The organism is Salinisphaera sp., assembly GCF_002729955.1.
Taxonomy (GTDB): Bacteria; Pseudomonadota; Gammaproteobacteria; order Nevskiales; family Salinisphaeraceae; genus Salinisphaera.
On sequence record NZ_PBYA01000008.1, the window covers coordinates 41,821 to 57,916 of the forward strand.

The following is a 16,096-nucleotide window of genomic DNA, read 5'->3' on the forward strand; positions in this document are numbered from 1 at the left end:
GATTTGTTGGGCGGCAACACGCAGCTGTTTGAGCTAGATACTGACAGCTTTATCCGCAAACTCGGACCGGAAATTTTCCACGCCACCATGCCTTCATACCCCCTTCCAACTGACGTACATCATACCCAAGCCGGGTCAATTGACGTGTCGCGGGAATGCTTCGATGAGCGGAGAGACAGATGGTAACGACTGGCCTACGTTGGTCCAATTCCAAATCAGCAATAGAACGCTGTGAAAACTGGGTGATCGGGAGATTAGTCGCACCGTCAATGTGGCTTGATCGAAATTCTGACGGTGTACGCACATCAACGATTTGAACGTCACCAAGCTTCTGCTGCAATTCCTGCGGAGAAATTTCGGGCACCTTGCCAAAAGGCAACCATTGCATAAGATTCATGGCGTTTTCGTTTCTCGATACGTCGAGTCCAAGTATTTGATGATGTCACGGGACTCGAACAGCCGCTTGCCCGTATTGGGATCGAAAAGATAGGGGATTTGCACTTTGCCTGCTTCTGTCAGCAACTTTTCCCTATTACTGCCAGGTACCGGCTTGTACTCTCCAAGCGCAGGACGCAGCCAACTTAGCCCCTGATCTGCAAGCTGTTGCTTACCAGCGTTGTAGAGCATGTAGGGCAGGCCAAGCTCCGTCAGCCGCTCTCGCACTAAGCGTGAGAACGGGCTGGATTCAAAGCTATATAAGACCAGAGCTTGTTCAGGGCATTTCGCCGTGATGCCATGCAAGCCTCGCAATCCACGCATACCTGTTGCCACCTTACTTAGAGATGGTTTCGTACGGTGGCGTTTCACCGCTTTAGCACCATAATTTGCATACAGAAAGCTGATGATTTCTTCACTCCCTGAGTGCCACTGCCCTGAATTCGGCTCCAAGAGACAAGGCACTTTTCTCTGCCCACTCAGTTGCTCGACTTCAGCCCAGTGGCCTGCTTGCCCATTGGGACAGGGTTTAATCAGCACATTCAAATCCAGTTCAGTGAGGGTTTCACGAACGGGCCGACAGTAGGGGCATCCCTCCATGTCATAAAGCACCAAGAATTCTTCGGGCTGCTTTGTGCGAATGACTGCATTGGTCCCACGCCAGCCACGGGCAGTGGACGATAAAATTGATGTGGCGATATCGAATAGCATAGTGTGTGCGCTCAAGAACTGACGGTTTTGGAATTGGTCGCGAACCGTTGGTCTTGACCTTTTCTTGCGTGGTAAGCGATTCGCAGTAGAACCGGCGCGGCCACCGCTGAAACGATAACTTCCGTGATAACGCTGCTGTCCTGTTTAGGCTGCCCCCGAAACCGGCCAAGTAATGCATCGAAAGTATTTCCGGCCAGGTTTCCGAAGTAGATCGCATGTAAATAGGCGTGAATCTCCATGCGCTTCCAGAGCCCAAAGACATTTTTCAAACGCTGCTTTGCCTCAGTCGAGGTATGCGTTTTTTGTTCAGCAAAGTGTTGGGCATACAGCACTGCGACAGCGATATCACAGGGCAGTGTTGTCCCTTCAGGGTTGGCAAGAAATTGGTTGAGCTCATCCACGTTGACGGCATTTTTTAGCGCCAAATGCGTATGTAACCAGTCGCAATACCGGCACTCATTTACAGAGGTGCAACCAAGCATCACTTGCTCCCGCAATGCGGCAGATGTTGACGGTCGAATAATTGCCGCGACTAATCGCGGTGAATACAAGGCATTCATCAGTACACTGATTAAAAACCCGGGAAAAGTGAATGTGCGCTTTCGAAACATGATTTGATTTCCTTATACCGCTTGAGCGGAATCTCTCTCTTGCTGTGAGTGGTTATGGTTTTCCGTGATCGCTTTTGCGACATGACGCGCCCACGCTGAAATCGTCATAGAAGGTGGCGCTCCCGGCGCGGCTGGCAGGGCCGAGGCATCCGCAATAAATAGGCCTGGCAACCCAAAGACTTCACCCTTTTCGTTTACGACGCCGTGTTTTTCCTCGCGCCCCAATCGAGCGCCCCCAAGAGGATGAACGGTCAACGGGAAATCTCTAAGTGAACGCACGGGTTTGCCGCTACGGCGAGCAGCTTCAACAAAAAATTCCTGAATATCTGCAAGAACCGAGCTGTTTTCTTTGATGTATCGAATTTGCAACTTTCCGCGTCGCCAACGGGCTACGCCATCGGCTCTATCTGCCCCCATGCCAACGAGAATCGCATCCCTTTTTAAGCGAGCATTAAGCCATTTAGGCAAAGGCAGCGTATCGACGCCGTTGAAACCGTATCGGGTGATATTTGGCCCCGGTAAAGCACCACCGGAGTCCCGATCCCGCAACGCAAAGCGTCCATGAGATGGAACGCCGAGACTAAAGTCGGCACCGCGTTGATTGAGTGCCCACCATGCCACGCTGTCGCCATTGCCACCGAAGCCTTTGCCCAAAGCCGGCATGCCCGACAAGGCGCCTATTGCACGGCTACGGAACAGTAGGCGTAGCGTATTGAGCGTGCCAGCCGCTAAAATAACCCTATCGGCAATGAGATAACGACGACGGCGAGCGCGGTGATCGAAAACCTCTAAGCGGTAGCCGTTTTTACCCAGAGACCAGAGAGTCAAGCATTCGTGCTCGGCCGCAAGTTGCAAGCCATTTTCTATTGCTGAAAGAAGCAGCACTTGATCAAGAGTCGCTTTGGCTCCGTTCTCGCTACCAAAAAAGCTGTTGTTTCGGTAACTCTCAATTTTCCCATCCATGCGCATAGAAATTGCAGGCTGAGGCACGGACTCATCAGCAATAAAGTCTGGCGAGTTCCTGTAATCGGCTGACGTTGAATTAGGTATTTTTGAGTCGATACTTGGCACCGCTGCTCCCATGCGATTCAGTATCCAGTCGTAGTGGGCTTCCATAGCTGTGGACGAAATGGCTTCAACATGACCATCCCAATACTGAGCATCTTGCGGACGTAAATTCATCGCGCTGTAAACATGGCTGCCACCGCCCACACCGTTGCTACAGACAACGGACATTTCACGGCCCAAGTGGATGTCAAACAAGCCGCGTTGAGCGAAACGCATACCGTCACCCGGTAGACCCGGCAAGCGGATGCGATATAACAAGTGTGTTAGTGCGCGCAAACCCTTTGGTAAGCTGGCCCGGTGTTCGACGCCTGCTTTGCGCATGGGGGCAGTATCTCGCCAAGGGCCGCGCTCAATTAGCAGCACCTTCTCTCCAGCCTCGACCAATGTACTTGCAGCTACGGAGCCACCGAAACCACTGCCGATTACGATAGTCGAGTGTCGTTGCCCGAGTTCCATCATTGGCCCACTCTGCGTAAGGTGAAATACAACAGCGTGTTGATGTTGTTTCTGGTCCGATATCGCATGCGCGCGAGCCAAATCCCATTACCGAACGGTCTTGCCTCTCCGAGAATCGGCCTCAAGAACCGGGGATTTTCCGAAACGCCATAGTCCAGAGAAATCAAATTGTCTTCTGAGTTGGTGCTGACCCGATAAGCTCCCCAACCTGAAACCAAGGAAGCTATGCCCCATAAGTTTTTGCCGTGGGAAGAGTCAAATCGTTTTCCACGCCAAGGGTTAAGCCAGGTACCAAGAAGCTTGTATGCCAACCATTTAACGAATCGTGGCAGGATGCTCAATCCGCTGATTCCTATAAGCCGTCCCTGGTAGTCGCCGCTCAGATCAGCGGCATCGACAGATGCCAATGAAGAAAAAAGCTCGTCTAGCTCATCCTGACGGTGCGTATCCAGGAAAGCCTGAGGAGGGAGCTTGATTTGCAGGGCAGTAGTCATAGTGATGAATCCGACACAAGAGTTGCCGCGCATCATCACGGGCAGCACGCGCCCTGACAAACGTTTATTTCTGTATCTTCAGATTAGAACTGCTAACCTGATGCTTGCTAGCTCTACAATTCTGCTATGGCCAACAATGACCCCAGCCAGTCGATGAATATTCTCCCAGCCGTTGGCATTTCACGGTTCGTTGGGTAAACAGCGTAGATCGCTTCGTCCAGCGGACCAATGGGTGGAAACGGTGCTTCAACTCGGCCAGATTTTATCAGTGGTTGCTCTATCGGGAATAAGGCCAGCGCCGCACCAAGGGATTCGGCAGCTTGTACTGCCGCTGGATAATCATCCACGTGATAAGCCGGCCCGCTTGAAGCTGGCAGCCCAAGCTGATTGAACACGCGGTTCCACGCACCAGGCCGCTCTGCCATATGAATCAAGGGTAGCTCTGTTAACGAAGACACGTTGCTCGGAAGATCATACTTTTGGGAATAACCCACCGGCATGATGGGCTGAATTTTCACTTCACAGAGTTTTTCGTGCGTCAGCCCTGGCCATGGTGGCTGCCCAAAGCGCACAGCTAGATCGATGTTTTCGGATAACAGATTGGAATTCGTAAGAGCCGTATCGATTTGAAGTTCAACGTGCTGATGAATGCGTTGGAACTCTTCTAGATTTGGCAGCAAAATTCGGTTGGCCACTGGTGGCATGACACTGACACGCAGTTTTGTCGTTTGCTCTTTCCTGAGTGCATTTGTCGCTTTGCGCAAACCATTTAAATGCGGTTGAATTTGAGTCAAATATTGCTCACCATCGTCCGTGAGGACAAGCGACCGGTTGTGTCTCACGAATAGGGGCTTGCCGACAAAATCCTCAAGCTGTTGTATTTGCTGACTAACTGCTGATGGCGTAACGCACAATGCTTCGGCGGCACGCTTGAAGCTAAGCTGTTGGCCAGCCACCTCAAAGGTGATCAAAAAATTCAGGTTTGGAAGCCGTGTCTGCATATGACTGTTTTTTGGAGCCTAGGGCATCAGCCGAAATTGAATTGCCGCCCAACGCCCAAGCTCAGCCGCCGCCGGAGCGGCCGAAGGCCGCGGAGGGAACCCGAAGCGCGCCAGCGCTTTGGGCGGCCGGCTGCAGCGACTCGTTGTACGTGAACTCCACCGGTCGGCGACCCCTCGAACCCGCCAGCGAACCCCAAAACCTGACACGCCTGAAGAAAGAACGCGCCAAGCCCGAACTTACCGCGAAAAGCCGCTGACGGGAAGGCTCCGAGCTGGCCGACGTGGAGAAAGCAGCTTCAATCCGACGAATGTCGAGCGAAGGGGCCAAAGCGAGCTATTGGTACGAACTCGCTACCCGACTCCACCGCTAAACAGCCATACCAACCGACCGCCGTACAACGCCAACTAGACGACATATATCTAGTACTAGATACATAAGTATCCATATCTATATATCCCCAACAATGCGATCGATCAGCCCGAGTTCTTTGGCCACGCCGTAGGTGCTACTCCATGCTTTCTCTTCGGGCCGCCATCGGCCGCCGTGTTGTCTCACGGTTTCGCGCAACGCCTTCTCGTCGTAGCCAATACGCAGCAGAACCGGCTCGTCGGCGGCACGTTCCATCAGATGTGACTCCCGGCTGCCTGCCGGGTGCCATGGCCGCGTCTCTTCGATGAGTTCGACGGTTTTGTACCGCGTCGCAGTGGAAGCGTCGTATCGGTAACGCACGCAAACCAGCCGCTCGCCATATTTCTCGACGAGTGCTTTGGTCCCGTTCTGGCCGGGCTGCAGGTTGAGTCGAGTTTCCAAGCGCGCCCCCTCGCCTTGGCTGTTTCACGACATTAGCGGATTCCGCTTGCTCGGCAAATGCGTTTTGGGGTGAAAGTCGACGATCTCAGCTAAATGTCTAATGCGGTTTTAACCTGGCACGACGCCTTGGCGTGTTTTTCAGCAAGGAAAAAGGGAGTTAGTCGGGGGCGCGTCGTTCGGCGCTCACCAGTTTGGCTGACCTTTTGTTTCGCACTGCAGCGCGACCCACTTTCGTTTGCTTGTTCAAACGAAAGTAGGCAAAGGAAAAGACACCCGGGTTACGCGTCGGCGCTGCGCGCCGAACCACTGCGATGCGCGTGCCGAAGGGATGCGGCCAGAACTCGGATCGCTTTCGCGATCCTCAAACAGGCTGGCCGCACCGGCGCAGTGCGCCGGACACCCTTCGGCCCCGCGCTTCTCGTTCGCTTCACATGGGACCCGAATACAGCACGTAACCCGTAGCGGTGAGTCGCTACAGGCAGAGACCGGAATCTGGACGAGTGGCTACGTTCTTGTCGGCTTACGCTTCGCTTAGCCGACCTACAAAAGCCATGACCTTGAGCGAGCGATAGCGAGCTTGCCTGTATTGAAGCCCTTGGGCGTAGCGCCGAGCAGTGGAGGCCGTAAGCGGAATAGACAGCCGGATGTTTGAGCGAAGCGAGTTTCCGGCTGGCCCGCTTGCGGCCGGAGCCGCGCAGGGAACCGATGCGTAGCATCGGCGCAAGACAGGGTGCCCTTCTCTTGGTTACTTCTCTTGGGCAAGCAAGAGAAGTGACTCGCGCAGCAGCGCGAAACCCCAAGCCAAAATTCGCCCGCACCGTTGATTCAACACTCTAAAGCTTAAGCCACGAGCATTACGACACGCACGGAATCCGAATACAAGCGGCTAGCCGGTAGCTCGGAGTCGCTAGAGCTATAAACACGTTTGCCGGTCCGCCACCGCGTTCTTGTCGGCTTACGCTTCGCTAAGTCGACCTGCGGTCGGCCGTGACCGATATTGACCGCTCAAGCCATGGGCCAGTACGCCTCGCTCTCGCAACCCTTGCGCTGAGCCGAATCAAGCCGCCGGCGCCGGCTCCCTCGGCCCGGTACGCGGCCCCGTCCCACTATGCTGCGCCTTCGACCCCGGCAACGGCCGACCGGCGGTTTCCGGAATCAGCATGATCGGGACAAGCGCGATGACCGCGGCCCCCATCAGGTAGAACGCCGGAATGAAGTTGTTGCCGGTTTCCCCGATCAGATATTGGATGATCAACGGCGCGGTGCCGCCGAACAGCGAGGTCGACAGGTTGTAGGCGATGGCGAAACCGCCGTAGCGCACGCGAGTCGGGAAGATGGCCGGCAGCGTAGCCGGCATGACGCCAGCGAGCATGACCGTCATCAGGCCAAGCATGGCCAGGCCGGCGACCAGCCCCCAGACGGTGGTGGTCGACAGCAGCAGGAACGCCGGGTAGGAAAACACGATGAACGACAGGCAGGCTGCGATGAGCACCGGCTTGCGCCCCACCCGATCCGACAGGCCGCCGAACAAGTAGATGATCGACATCATTGCCACCTGCACCACGATCAGCAGCCCGGCCGCTTCGGTAGTGCTGATGTTCAGGATGGTTTCCAGATAGCTCGGCAGGTAGGTCAGCACCGTGTAGTAGGCGATATTGAGGATCAGCGTCAGGCCGATGCACAGCAGAAGCTGGCGGGTATGGTCGCCGATGACTTCGGCCAGGGTGCCGTTGGCTTCGTTTTCCTTCTGTGCATTGACGAACGCCGGGCTGTCTTCGAGCTTGAGCCGCAGATACAGACCAAACAGGCCCAGCGGAGCGGCGCAGAGGAACGGTATACGCCAGCCCCAGGCGGTGAACGCCTCGTCGCCAAGCGAGAACTGGACAACAAAGACCAGCAGCGAGCCGAGGATATAGCCGCCGAGCGTGCCGAATTCGAGAAAGCTGGCCAGAAAGCCGCGCGAGTTGTCAGGCGAATACTCGCAGATGAACGTAGCCGCGCCGCCGTATTCGCCGCCGGTGGAAAACCCCTGCACCAGCCGTGCCGCCAGCAGCAGGATCGGCGCCCAGATGCCGATGGAGTCGTAGGTGGGGATCAGCCCGATGGCGACAGTACCAATCGACATCATGATGATGGTGATAGCCAGCACGCTGGAACGCCCGAGGCGATCGCCCAGCGGGCCGAAGAACAAACCGCCCAGGGGGCGTACGGCAAACGCCACGGCAAAGAACATCAGTGATTTGAGCAGCGAATCGCCCGAACCCTGTGCGAAGAAAACATGGCCGATGGTGCTTGCCGTATAGGCATAGATGCTGAAGTCGAACCACTCGAGTGCATTGCCCAAGCCTGCAGCAGTGACAGCCTTTCGCACCGCCCCGGCATCTACGGCGGTGCTGTCTTCGCTGGCGTCAGTCATGGGCGTTCCTGTTTTACCCGACCGAATTCATGGTTACCGAAGCTAGCCGAAAACTGTATGTAACACAAATATACCAACGTCCAACTAGGCATGATCCTCGAATCGTGCGTCGATGCCGCACCGACGCCACGCATGGGTTCTTGAACACCGCCCGGGCGACTGTCGGCTCAGGCGCTAGAGCGGTCGATACACTTGATTTCACCCCACCGGCCATCATGTATTGACCATATCGCACACAGCCTTGAGCGCGACATGTCGAAGTACAGCAAATCCCCCGAAGCCATTGCGCAACTGGATAAGAATCAATACTGGGTCACCCAGGAAAGCGGCACGGAACCGCCAGGCACCGGCGAATACCTGAACAACAAGGCGCCGGGCATCTATGTGGATATTGTCTCCGGCGAGCCGTTGTTCGCTTCCAGCGACAAGTACGAATCCGGCTGCGGCTGGCCGAGCTTTACCAAGCCGATCGAAGCGGCCTACGTCAACGAACTGCAGGATAACTCGCACGGCATGAGCCGCACCGAGGTGCGCTCGAAGCACGGCGACAGCCATCTGGGGCACGTATTTCCGGACGGCCCGCGCGACCGTGGCGGGCTGCGCTACTGCATCAACTCGGCGTCGCTGCGCTTCATCCCGAAAAGCGAGATGGAAGCGCAGGGTTACGGCGACTATATCGATCAAGTGGAGGACATCTGATGGCACAGGAAAAAGCGATTCTGGCCGGCGGCTGCTTCTGGGGTATGCAGGACCTGATTCGCCGCTATGACGGCGTGATCTCGACCCGTGTGGGCTATTCCGGCGGCGACGTGCCCAATGCCACCTATCGCAACCACGGCGATCACGCCGAGGCAATCGAAATCGTGTTCGACCCGGATACCATCAGCTATCGCCAGCTGCTGGAGTTCTTCTTTCAGATCCACGATCCGACCACGAAGAACCGTCAGGGCAACGACCGTGGGCGCAGCTATCGCTCGGCGATCTACTACACCAGCGACGAACAGAAAGCCGTCGCCGAGGATACGATCGCGGACGTGAATGCCTCCGGCATCTGGCCCGGCAAGGTTGTTACCGAGCTGGAGCCGGCCGGCGACTTCTGGGAAGCCGAACCGGAACACCAGGATTATCTGGAGAAGTTTCCGAACGGCTATACCTGCCATTTCGTACGTCGCGACTGGCAGCTGCCGCGCCGTAACGAAAGCGCATGAAAAACGGCCGGCGCGGCTTGATATGCCGCGCCGGCCGCTCATGCCGAGTTGACGGGCGTTGACCGCCCGCGTGGATCAGCTTTCCTCTTTGGCCGGCGTCAGACGAATGAGACGTGCATCCATGCTGTCGTCGTCGGCGCCCTTTGCCTTGTCTTCGAGCACCCAGAGCGCGCCGTCCGGCCCCTGCTCGACTTCGCGAATACGCTTGCCCCAGCCATAGCGGGCCACTTCTTTGCTGTTGTCGCCGTCGAGCGTGACGCGAACGATGGCCTTGGCCACCAGGCCGCCGATGAAGCCGTCGCCCTGCCAGTCTTCGAACATGTCGCCGTTATAGATCACGAATCCGGCCGGGCCGATGGAGGGCGTCCAGGAGACCTCCGGCGCGTTGAATTCGGGGCGGGTGTCGTGATCGGGAATGGGCACGCCGCTGTAATTGTCGCCGTTCGAGACCACGGGCCAGCCATAGTTGTCGCCGGCCTCGATCTTGTTGAGTTCGTCACCGTGGGCGGGGCCCATTTCATGCGCCCAGAGGGTGCCGTCGGCGGCGAAGGCAATGCCCAGCATGTTGCGGTTGCCCACGGTATAGAACTGCCTGGCGATTTCGCCGTCGTCGGTGAACGGATTGTCCGACGGAATGCTGCCATCGGGCTTGATGCGGATGATCTTGCCGAGGCTGTTGTCCATTTCCTGGGCCGGATCCTGCTTCTGGCGGTCGCCGGAGGTAATGAACAGATCGCCCGGATGCTTGGCATTGTCTGGCGCGAAGGCCAGCCGATGCGAGAAGTGGCCCTTGCCTACGCGATAGGGCTGCTGATGCCATAGCTTGGTGATGTCTTCGAGCGCGGGCTTGCCGTCGTCCATCGCCAGCCGAGCACGGACCACCGCAGCGCCGCGGGTGGCGCCGCCGTCGAGCGATTCCGCGTACGACAGGTAGATATACCGGTTATCAGCGAAGTCCGGGTCGAGAATCACATCGCCCAGCCCGCCCTGGCCGCCATAGGCCACTTCGAACATGTTCGCCACATCGGTCTTTTCGCCTTCACGGCTGACGTGCACGAGCTGGCCGCGTTGCTCGGTGACCAGCATGGAGCCGTCGGGCAGGAAGGTCATCGCCCACGGCTGGTTGAAATGGGCAACGGTTTCGGCCGCGATGGCCATGTCGTCGCTGGCCTAGACATCGGGTGCACCGTCGGTGGCCGCGAGGGCGGCCAGCGGCATGGCGATCGCCGCTGCAAACAGGCCACGCGCACAGCGCGAGGCAAAATGGTGACGCATCATGAACTACCCCTTTTAAAACGCGTTATCGTTGAACTAGACGATACGTCACCCGGACAGGCCCCGGATGATGAAAGCGCTGCCTGCCGTCGCGACAGGCAGCGCCGTACAGGCCGCGCCTAGAAGACGTAGCCGGGCAGCCAGGTCGCGATCTGCGGGAACATCATGATGATCGCCAGCCCCACGATGCCCACCATCACGTAGGGCAGCACCGAACGGTAGATATCCTGCATCGTGATCGAGGGCGGTACCACGCCCTTGAGATAGAACAGGTTGAAGCCGAACGGCGGCGTCATGTAGCCGATTTCCATGTTGATCACGAATAGAATGCCGAACCAGATCGGGTCGAAGCCCAGGCTTTCCACGATCGGCATGAACACCGGCAGCGTGATCAGCATGATGCCGACCGGGTCGAGCACCATGGCCATGAGAAACAGAATGATCTGCATGGCGATGATCGTGCCCCAGGGCCCGCCGGGGATCATTTCCATCCAGCCTTCGATCATGGCCTGGGCATCCATGCTCTGGTACGCCGCGCTGAACGCGTGTGCGGCAAACAGAATCCACATGATCATGCCGGTGAGCGAGAACGTGCGCAGCGCGGCATCACGAATCAGCGGCCAGGTGAACTTGCGATAGACCGCGGCCGAGATCAGCGCGCCGAGCACGCCCATGGCGGCGGCCTCGGTAGGCGTGGTGATGCCCAGCATGATGGAGCCGAGCACCATGACCACGATCAGAATCGGCAGCAGCACCGCGCCCAGGGAGCGAAACTTCTCCGGCCAGTCGGCGCGTTCTTCCGGCGGCAGTGCCGGGGCGAGCTCGGGCTGGAAATAGCAACGCACGAGTACGTAAATCGCCACCAGCACCACCAGCAGCAGCCCCGGGAACACGCCCGCGGCGAACATCTGGCCCACCGATACGCCGGTGATCAGCGAATACAGGATCATGATGATGCTGGGCGGAATGAGAATACCCAGGCCGCCGCCGATATTGATCGCGCCCAGCGCCATATGCTTGTCGTAGCCGCGTTCGAGCATCGACGGCAGCGCGATCGTGCCCATGGCCACCACCGCCGCGCCGCTGATGCCGCACATGGCCGCGAACACCGCACAGATGAACACCGTGCCAATGGCCAGCCCGCCGCGGGTGCCGCCCCACCACAGATACATCATCCGGTAGAGCGAGTTGGCCACGCCCGTGCGTTCCAGAATCATCGCCATGAACACGAACAACGGAATGGCGACGAGCGTGAAGCTCTCCATGGTGCCCCAGATCTGGGAAGCCACCATGTAGAACGAATCGATCCCCCAGGTGAAATAGAGGAAGATCACCGACACGCCGCCGAGTACGAAGGTCAGCGGCAGGCCGAGAACCAGAAAGAACAGCAGCGCGCCGAAGAACAGCAGGGTCGTGAGTTCGATACTCATGCCGTTTCTCCCGGATTGCTGTCACGCTCGGAGGCCACGGTCGGCGGCTCCATCACGCCCAGGGCGATGGCGATGTCCTCGACCAGCTTGGCAATGCCCTGCAACAACAGCAGCGCGGCCGCCACCGGAATGGCGATCTTGAACGGCCATACCGGCGGGTTCCATGCCGAGTACGACGTTTCCATGCTGTCGAGCGATTCCCAGGCGATGGTGCCGCCGTAGTAAAGCAGCGTGATCGTGAACAGAAAGAACAGCGACGAGGTAAGCACGTCCAGCACCGCACGCACCCGGGGTGCGAGCGCGCTGTACATCAGGTCCACGTTCACGTGCCCACGATGGGCCATGACATAGCCGCCCGACATCACCGCATAGAATCCGAACACGAACTGGGTGAGTTCGGTGGTCCAGACACGCGGCGCCTCGAGCGCATAGCGATAGATCACGCCGAGCAGCAGCACGGCGAACATCACGAATATGAGCAACGCCACCGCCCGACCGATCCAGTCGTTAAGTCGGGTGATGCCGTTGATGAAGGCATTGAGCAGGCGCATAAGCGACTCCCGCAGATAAGTCCGCCCCGATGGCCACGAAGGCCAGCGGGGCGGCGGTCAGGCAAAAACGCGATCAGGCGTTGTCGTCGAGATAGCCCAGGTCGCTCAACATGCTCTTGAGCTTGTCGAGCGCTTCGGCGGCCTTGTCGCTGCGCTCGCCCTGCTCTTCCCAGGACTTTTTCGCCACCTCGGTGAGATGCTGCTGGACCTCATCCGGCAGCGTGGTGATCTGCACGTCCTGCTGGGCCATCGCATTGGCCAGCGCGATCTGCTCTTTGTAGAGGTACTCGTTGGTACGTACCCAGAACTGCTCGTCGAGCGCCTGCTTGACGGTCTTGGCGTCTTCAGCCGAGAGCTTGTCGAGGGCTTTCTGGTTGACGATGAACACGTCCGTGCCCGCGATGTTGAGCGCCGGCTTGACGTGGTACTTGGCCACTTCATACAGGCTCATGCTCGCCGCACCCTGGGCCGCGCCCCAGTGCGCGCCGTCGACCACGCCGCTCGACAGCGCGGTATAGAGTTCGCCGCCCGGAATATAGCTCGCCGAGGCACCGGCTTCGGTCAGAAACGTCTGCAGCGCGCCGGAGGAGCGGATCTTCAGGCCCTTGAAGTCGTCCATGCTGTTGATCGGGCGATCGACCACCATTTCGGTCGGATAGACCTTGTCGGTGGACCAGTACACGCCCTCTTCGGCGGCTTCTTCACGCAGCATGTCCTCGAAGCCCAGGCTCTTGTGGAAGTAGGCCGCTTCCCAGACGTTGCGGAAGGCGAACGGCAGGCCCGAGGCGATACCGGCCAGGCTCATCTGGTTCTGGGCATAGGCCGGCGAGATGGTACCCATCTGGATGGTGCCGCGCTTAACCGCGTCAAAGGTCTGCTGGGCCTTGAACAGGGCACCGGCCGGGTAGAGCTTGAGCTTCACGCGGCCATCAGTGCGCTCTTCGATGACGTTCTTGATACGCACCAGGCTGTCTTCGTACGAGCTGCTCGAACTCGGCCAGTGCGATTGCACGCGCCAGGTCGTGCTCTTCTGCGCCAGCGCGCTCGTGGGGGCCAGGAACGCGGTGAGCGCCAGCGCGGTGGCGCCAGCCAGCAGCCCGCGCTTGAAAGGTGTCGAAAGCATCGGATATCTCCTCCGTTATGAAAGTCTGGCGCCTTGCGGTCAGCGCTTTTTTGCCGCTGTACCGCCCGCCATCCGGCGCACGCCGGATGAAACGATCATGCCTTACTTGAAATCTCGTTTCACGTCTTATTTTTAGTGCGTTTTACAGGCATTGGCATGGAACCATACCCGTCACCACGCCAGAATCGAATACCGTATGCCGCCCGTCGATGCCCTCGCCAGGGCGCATCCAGGCGCCAGCGTCGGGTGTGCCTCGGTACACCAGCCGTTGTTTGTTCGGTATTCCCCGTGGCAGCCGAACGCGCAGTGTCCGGCGCGCCGGCCGACTGCCTTCATGGCTGAACGCAGTGCCTGCGGGCCGCCCACACGGCCCATATTCAGTCACGCTTATGCCGAACCCAGTAATCTATAGCGCGCACGGTACGATTACGTTGATTACCGCCATTTCAGGTTAGGCTCATGCCTTGCCGCCGGACATCCTTGAACCATGACCATGCCGAACGATAAGCACGATCTCGCGACCCTGACCGCTACCTTCGATGCCAAGCTGGCCCAGCTCGGCGAAGCCGGCGAGGACAGCCGCAAGGCGATCAATACCGAAGTACTGGAACACGCCGCGGCGATTCTTGCCTGCGACGGCGGCCCGCAGGCCCTCTACGAGCGCGTGGCGGCCTATGAACGTGCCGGCGTCTTCGCCCATAGCGACTGGGGTCGACCGGCCATTCTCCAGCCTGCGCTGGCGGTGCGTTCGCTGCGCCAAGGGGATGCCGTGCTCACGGCCATGGAGGCCTTGAGCGAACTGCGCCTGCTGGCGGTGGCCCGAGGCGATTACCGCCACCCCGGCATGACCGCGGAACGCGCCCGCAACTTCCTCACCCAGGTGATGGCGCTCAACCTCGACCTGCTGTCCGGCACGCTCAGCGAGGCCGACCGCGAACGCCCGGATAACCTCGGCGGGGCGGTGCAGGCGCTGTATCACTATCAGCTCGAGCATATGGGCTACGAGAGCATTCTCGACAGCCTGGTGGCCGAGGTCTGGCGCATTCTCGCCCAGCGCCCGATTCAGGTCGACGACGTACGCCAGATGGTGATTCAGATCGCCACCTGCCTGTACGACCCGGATATCGAGGGCACCACCGGCAACAACGACGCGCGCCGGCTGGTCGAATCCCTGTTTGCGCCCTCGCCCGGCTGTGCCGAAGACCCGGGCGTGGCCGTCTATGCCGAACGCCTGCAGGCGATGGATCACGACGGCTTGACGACCGAGGCCGTGGGCTTTGCGCGGGCGATGCACGACACCGGCCTGGCTTCGGTCTATCACGCCGTTTTGCTGCGTCATCTGCGCGGGCTGCCCGACGGCAGCGGCGACGCGCTCGTTCCCCTTGCCCTCGGCCTGAGCCAGACCGGCCAGGACGCGCTGCTGTGCTATCGCCAGCTGGTGCACACCCTCATCGACGAAACCGTGTTCGTGGAAACCGCGCAGGCGATTTATGGCCTGGCGCTGCTGCTCGAACGCGGCGTGCTGTTCTCCACGCCGGTCGCGGCCGGGCTGTGGCGCCAGATCGGACTGAAGCTATCGCCGGCCACCGAGGAGAACATCCGCATGGTCTGCGGCGAGGCACAGCCGCCACGGGTGTTCCTGCTCGCCGGCGTACTGGGGCTGCTCGGACAGCCGCTGGGCGTGGGCCAGGGCAACAACCCCACCTGCCAGTCGGTGATCGGGCTCTCGATGTGGGCCGACAACGATCCGGACTACCTGCTGCAGCTGGTGACCTGGGCCGCCCGCGACGACGAGGTGCTCACCCGTTTCGAAGGCGAGCCGATCTCATCGAAGGGTCTGGAAGCGGGGCTGGCCAAGGAGGCACCGCTGGACGTGGACCCGGTATCGCTGGTGCTGGTGCCGCATCTGGACCGGCTGTACATCGAAATGGGCCGGCTGTGTGGCGAACGCGACAACGACCTGCACCGCTGGATCAACCCCGAATTCTATGGCTGGTGGGTCGGCCAGGGCTTTGCCGTGGTCGCCGATCCGAAAACCGGCGCGATCGGCGATCATGCCGGCTTCATCCGCCATTTCTATGCCTGCTACCACCCCTATTACAACGGCAACGTGCCGGTCATCCACTCCCAGCCGGCCGGTATCGCGGTCACCGACAGCGCGGCACGCTATGTCGGCCGCCACGCCATCGCCATCCTGCGCGTCGCGCTTGATCCCGACGGCGACATGCGCGTGTACTTCTTCAACCCGAACAACGACAGCGGCCAGGACTGGGGCCAGGGTATCGTCACCACGACCGAAGGCCACGGCGAACTGCCGGGCGAGGCGTCGCTGCCGTTCGCGGAATTCGCCTCGCGGCTATTCGTGTATCACTACGACCCGCTCGAACACGGCAACGCCGACGGCGTGACCGACGAGGAACTCGAGCGCATCGTGACGCTGGCCTACGACAGCTGGGGCAAGGAGTTCGATACCGAGTAGGCTTGCTGCATTCGTTTGATTGCCGTC

The 16,096-nt window shown here is 59.2% G+C and carries 15 protein-coding genes; 3 read left to right on the forward strand and 12 right to left on the reverse strand.

Annotated features, from left to right (window positions below; genetic code table 11):
- Window positions 1–49: 49 nt before the first annotated feature.
- From CMN27_RS02365 to CMN27_RS02400, 8 genes are all read right to left on the reverse strand, one after another.
- Window positions 50–397 carry a rhodanese-like domain-containing protein gene (locus CMN27_RS02365; RefSeq protein ID WP_293623800.1) on the reverse strand — a complete coding sequence of 116 codons (348 nt, stop codon included), beginning with the start codon at window positions 395–397 and terminating at the stop codon, window positions 50–52.
- Window positions 394–1,146: a glutathione S-transferase N-terminal domain-containing protein gene (locus CMN27_RS02370; protein WP_293623801.1), complete on the reverse strand. Its 753-nt coding sequence runs from the start codon at window positions 1,144–1,146 to the stop codon at window positions 394–396. The genes CMN27_RS02365 and CMN27_RS02370 overlap by 4 nt, the downstream gene beginning before the upstream one ends.
- An 11-nt stretch (window positions 1,147–1,157) precedes the next feature.
- Window positions 1,158–1,757, reverse strand: coding sequence for a hypothetical protein (locus tag CMN27_RS02375; protein WP_293623802.1), 600 nt, complete (start codon window positions 1,755–1,757; stop codon window positions 1,158–1,160).
- 12 nt (window positions 1,758–1,769) lie between these two features.
- Window positions 1,770–3,284, reverse strand: a complete 1,515-nt coding sequence (locus CMN27_RS02380) for a GMC oxidoreductase (RefSeq protein WP_293623803.1) — start codon at window positions 3,282–3,284, stop codon at window positions 1,770–1,772.
- Complete coding sequence (locus tag CMN27_RS02385) at window positions 3,281–3,775, reverse strand: hypothetical protein (protein ID WP_293623804.1); 495 nt, start codon at window positions 3,773–3,775, stop codon at window positions 3,281–3,283. Before CMN27_RS02385 ends, CMN27_RS02380 begins: the two co-directional genes overlap by 4 nt.
- 113 nt (window positions 3,776–3,888) lie before the next feature.
- Complete coding sequence (locus CMN27_RS02390) at window positions 3,889–4,776, reverse strand: LysR substrate-binding domain-containing protein (protein WP_293623805.1); 888 nt, start codon at window positions 4,774–4,776, stop codon at window positions 3,889–3,891.
- Window positions 4,777–5,224: 448 nt separating this feature from the next.
- Window positions 5,225–5,587: a hypothetical protein gene (locus CMN27_RS02395; RefSeq protein ID WP_293623806.1), complete on the reverse strand. Its 363-nt coding sequence runs from the start codon at window positions 5,585–5,587 to the stop codon at window positions 5,225–5,227.
- A gap of 1,057 nt (window positions 5,588–6,644) precedes the next feature.
- Window positions 6,645–8,003, reverse strand: coding sequence for an MFS transporter (locus CMN27_RS02400; RefSeq protein ID WP_293623807.1), 1,359 nt, complete (start codon window positions 8,001–8,003; stop codon window positions 6,645–6,647).
- Between the two features lie 252 nt (window positions 8,004–8,255).
- On the opposite strand from CMN27_RS02400, the gene msrB reads away from it, so the two are divergent.
- Window positions 8,256–8,702, forward strand: a complete 447-nt coding sequence (gene msrB / locus CMN27_RS02405; RefSeq protein WP_293623808.1) for a peptide-methionine (R)-S-oxide reductase MsrB — start codon at window positions 8,256–8,258, stop codon at window positions 8,700–8,702.
- Window positions 8,702–9,211 (forward strand): peptide-methionine (S)-S-oxide reductase MsrA, encoded by a 510-nt coding sequence (msrA, locus tag CMN27_RS02410; RefSeq protein WP_293623809.1) that lies wholly within the window; start codon window positions 8,702–8,704, stop codon window positions 9,209–9,211. Before msrB ends, msrA begins: the two co-directional genes overlap by 1 nt.
- Before the next feature lie 75 nt (window positions 9,212–9,286).
- Here msrA and CMN27_RS02415 read toward each other — a convergent pair whose 3' ends face one another.
- From CMN27_RS02415 to dctP, 4 genes are all read right to left on the reverse strand, one after another.
- Entirely contained in the window at window positions 9,287–10,369 is a 1,083-nt protein-coding gene (locus tag CMN27_RS02415; protein ID WP_293623810.1) for a PQQ-dependent sugar dehydrogenase, read from the reverse strand.
- 236 nt (window positions 10,370–10,605) lie between these two features.
- Window positions 10,606–11,916 (reverse strand): TRAP transporter large permease subunit, encoded by a 1,311-nt coding sequence (locus CMN27_RS02420; protein ID WP_293623811.1) that lies wholly within the window; start codon window positions 11,914–11,916, stop codon window positions 10,606–10,608.
- Window positions 11,913–12,467 (reverse strand): TRAP transporter small permease subunit, encoded by a 555-nt coding sequence (locus CMN27_RS02425; protein WP_293623812.1) that lies wholly within the window; start codon window positions 12,465–12,467, stop codon window positions 11,913–11,915. Before CMN27_RS02425 ends, CMN27_RS02420 begins: the two co-directional genes overlap by 4 nt.
- Window positions 12,468–12,540: 73 nt before the next feature.
- Window positions 12,541–13,590 (reverse strand): TRAP transporter substrate-binding protein DctP, encoded by a 1,050-nt coding sequence (gene dctP, locus CMN27_RS02430; RefSeq protein ID WP_293623813.1) that lies wholly within the window; start codon window positions 13,588–13,590, stop codon window positions 12,541–12,543.
- Window positions 13,591–14,077: 487 nt separating this feature from the next.
- On the opposite strand from dctP, the gene CMN27_RS02435 reads away from it, so the two are divergent.
- Window positions 14,078–16,069: a hypothetical protein gene (locus tag CMN27_RS02435; RefSeq protein ID WP_293623814.1), complete on the forward strand. Its 1,992-nt coding sequence runs from the start codon at window positions 14,078–14,080 to the stop codon at window positions 16,067–16,069.
- The last annotated feature ends 27 nt before the right edge of the window (window positions 16,070–16,096 follow it).

Excerpts from the sequence above, each read along its gene's own strand:
- CMN27_RS02365 (WP_293623800.1), bottom strand. The coding sequence starts at position 397 with ATGAATCTTATGCAATGGTTGCCTTTTGGCAAGGTGCCCGAAATTTCT.
- CMN27_RS02370 (WP_293623801.1), bottom strand. The coding sequence starts at position 1,146 with ATGCTATTCGATATCGCCACATCAATTTTATCGTCCACTGCCCGTGGC.
- CMN27_RS02375 (WP_293623802.1), bottom strand. The coding sequence starts at position 1,757 with ATGTTTCGAAAGCGCACATTCACTTTTCCCGGGTTTTTAATCAGTGTA.
- CMN27_RS02380 (WP_293623803.1), bottom strand. The coding sequence starts at position 3,284 with ATGATGGAACTCGGGCAACGACACTCGACTATCGTAATCGGCAGTGGT.
- CMN27_RS02385 (WP_293623804.1), bottom strand. The coding sequence starts at position 3,775 with ATGACTACTGCCCTGCAAATCAAGCTCCCTCCTCAGGCTTTCCTGGAT.
- CMN27_RS02390 (WP_293623805.1), bottom strand. The coding sequence starts at position 4,776 with ATGCAGACACGGCTTCCAAACCTGAATTTTTTGATCACCTTTGAGGTG.
- CMN27_RS02400 (WP_293623807.1), bottom strand. The coding sequence starts at position 8,003 with ATGACTGACGCCAGCGAAGACAGCACCGCCGTAGATGCCGGGGCGGTG.
- msrB (WP_293623808.1), top strand. The coding sequence starts at position 8,256 with ATGTCGAAGTACAGCAAATCCCCCGAAGCCATTGCGCAACTGGATAAG.
- msrA (WP_293623809.1), top strand. The coding sequence starts at position 8,702 with ATGGCACAGGAAAAAGCGATTCTGGCCGGCGGCTGCTTCTGGGGTATG.
- CMN27_RS02415 (WP_293623810.1), bottom strand. The coding sequence starts at position 10,369 with ATGGCCATCGCGGCCGAAACCGTTGCCCATTTCAACCAGCCGTGGGCG.
- CMN27_RS02420 (WP_293623811.1), bottom strand. The coding sequence starts at position 11,916 with ATGAGTATCGAACTCACGACCCTGCTGTTCTTCGGCGCGCTGCTGTTC.
- CMN27_RS02425 (WP_293623812.1), bottom strand. The coding sequence starts at position 12,467 with ATGCGCCTGCTCAATGCCTTCATCAACGGCATCACCCGACTTAACGAC.
- dctP (WP_293623813.1), bottom strand. The coding sequence starts at position 13,590 with ATGCTTTCGACACCTTTCAAGCGCGGGCTGCTGGCTGGCGCCACCGCG.
- CMN27_RS02435 (WP_293623814.1), top strand. The coding sequence starts at position 14,078 with ATGACCATGCCGAACGATAAGCACGATCTCGCGACCCTGACCGCTACC.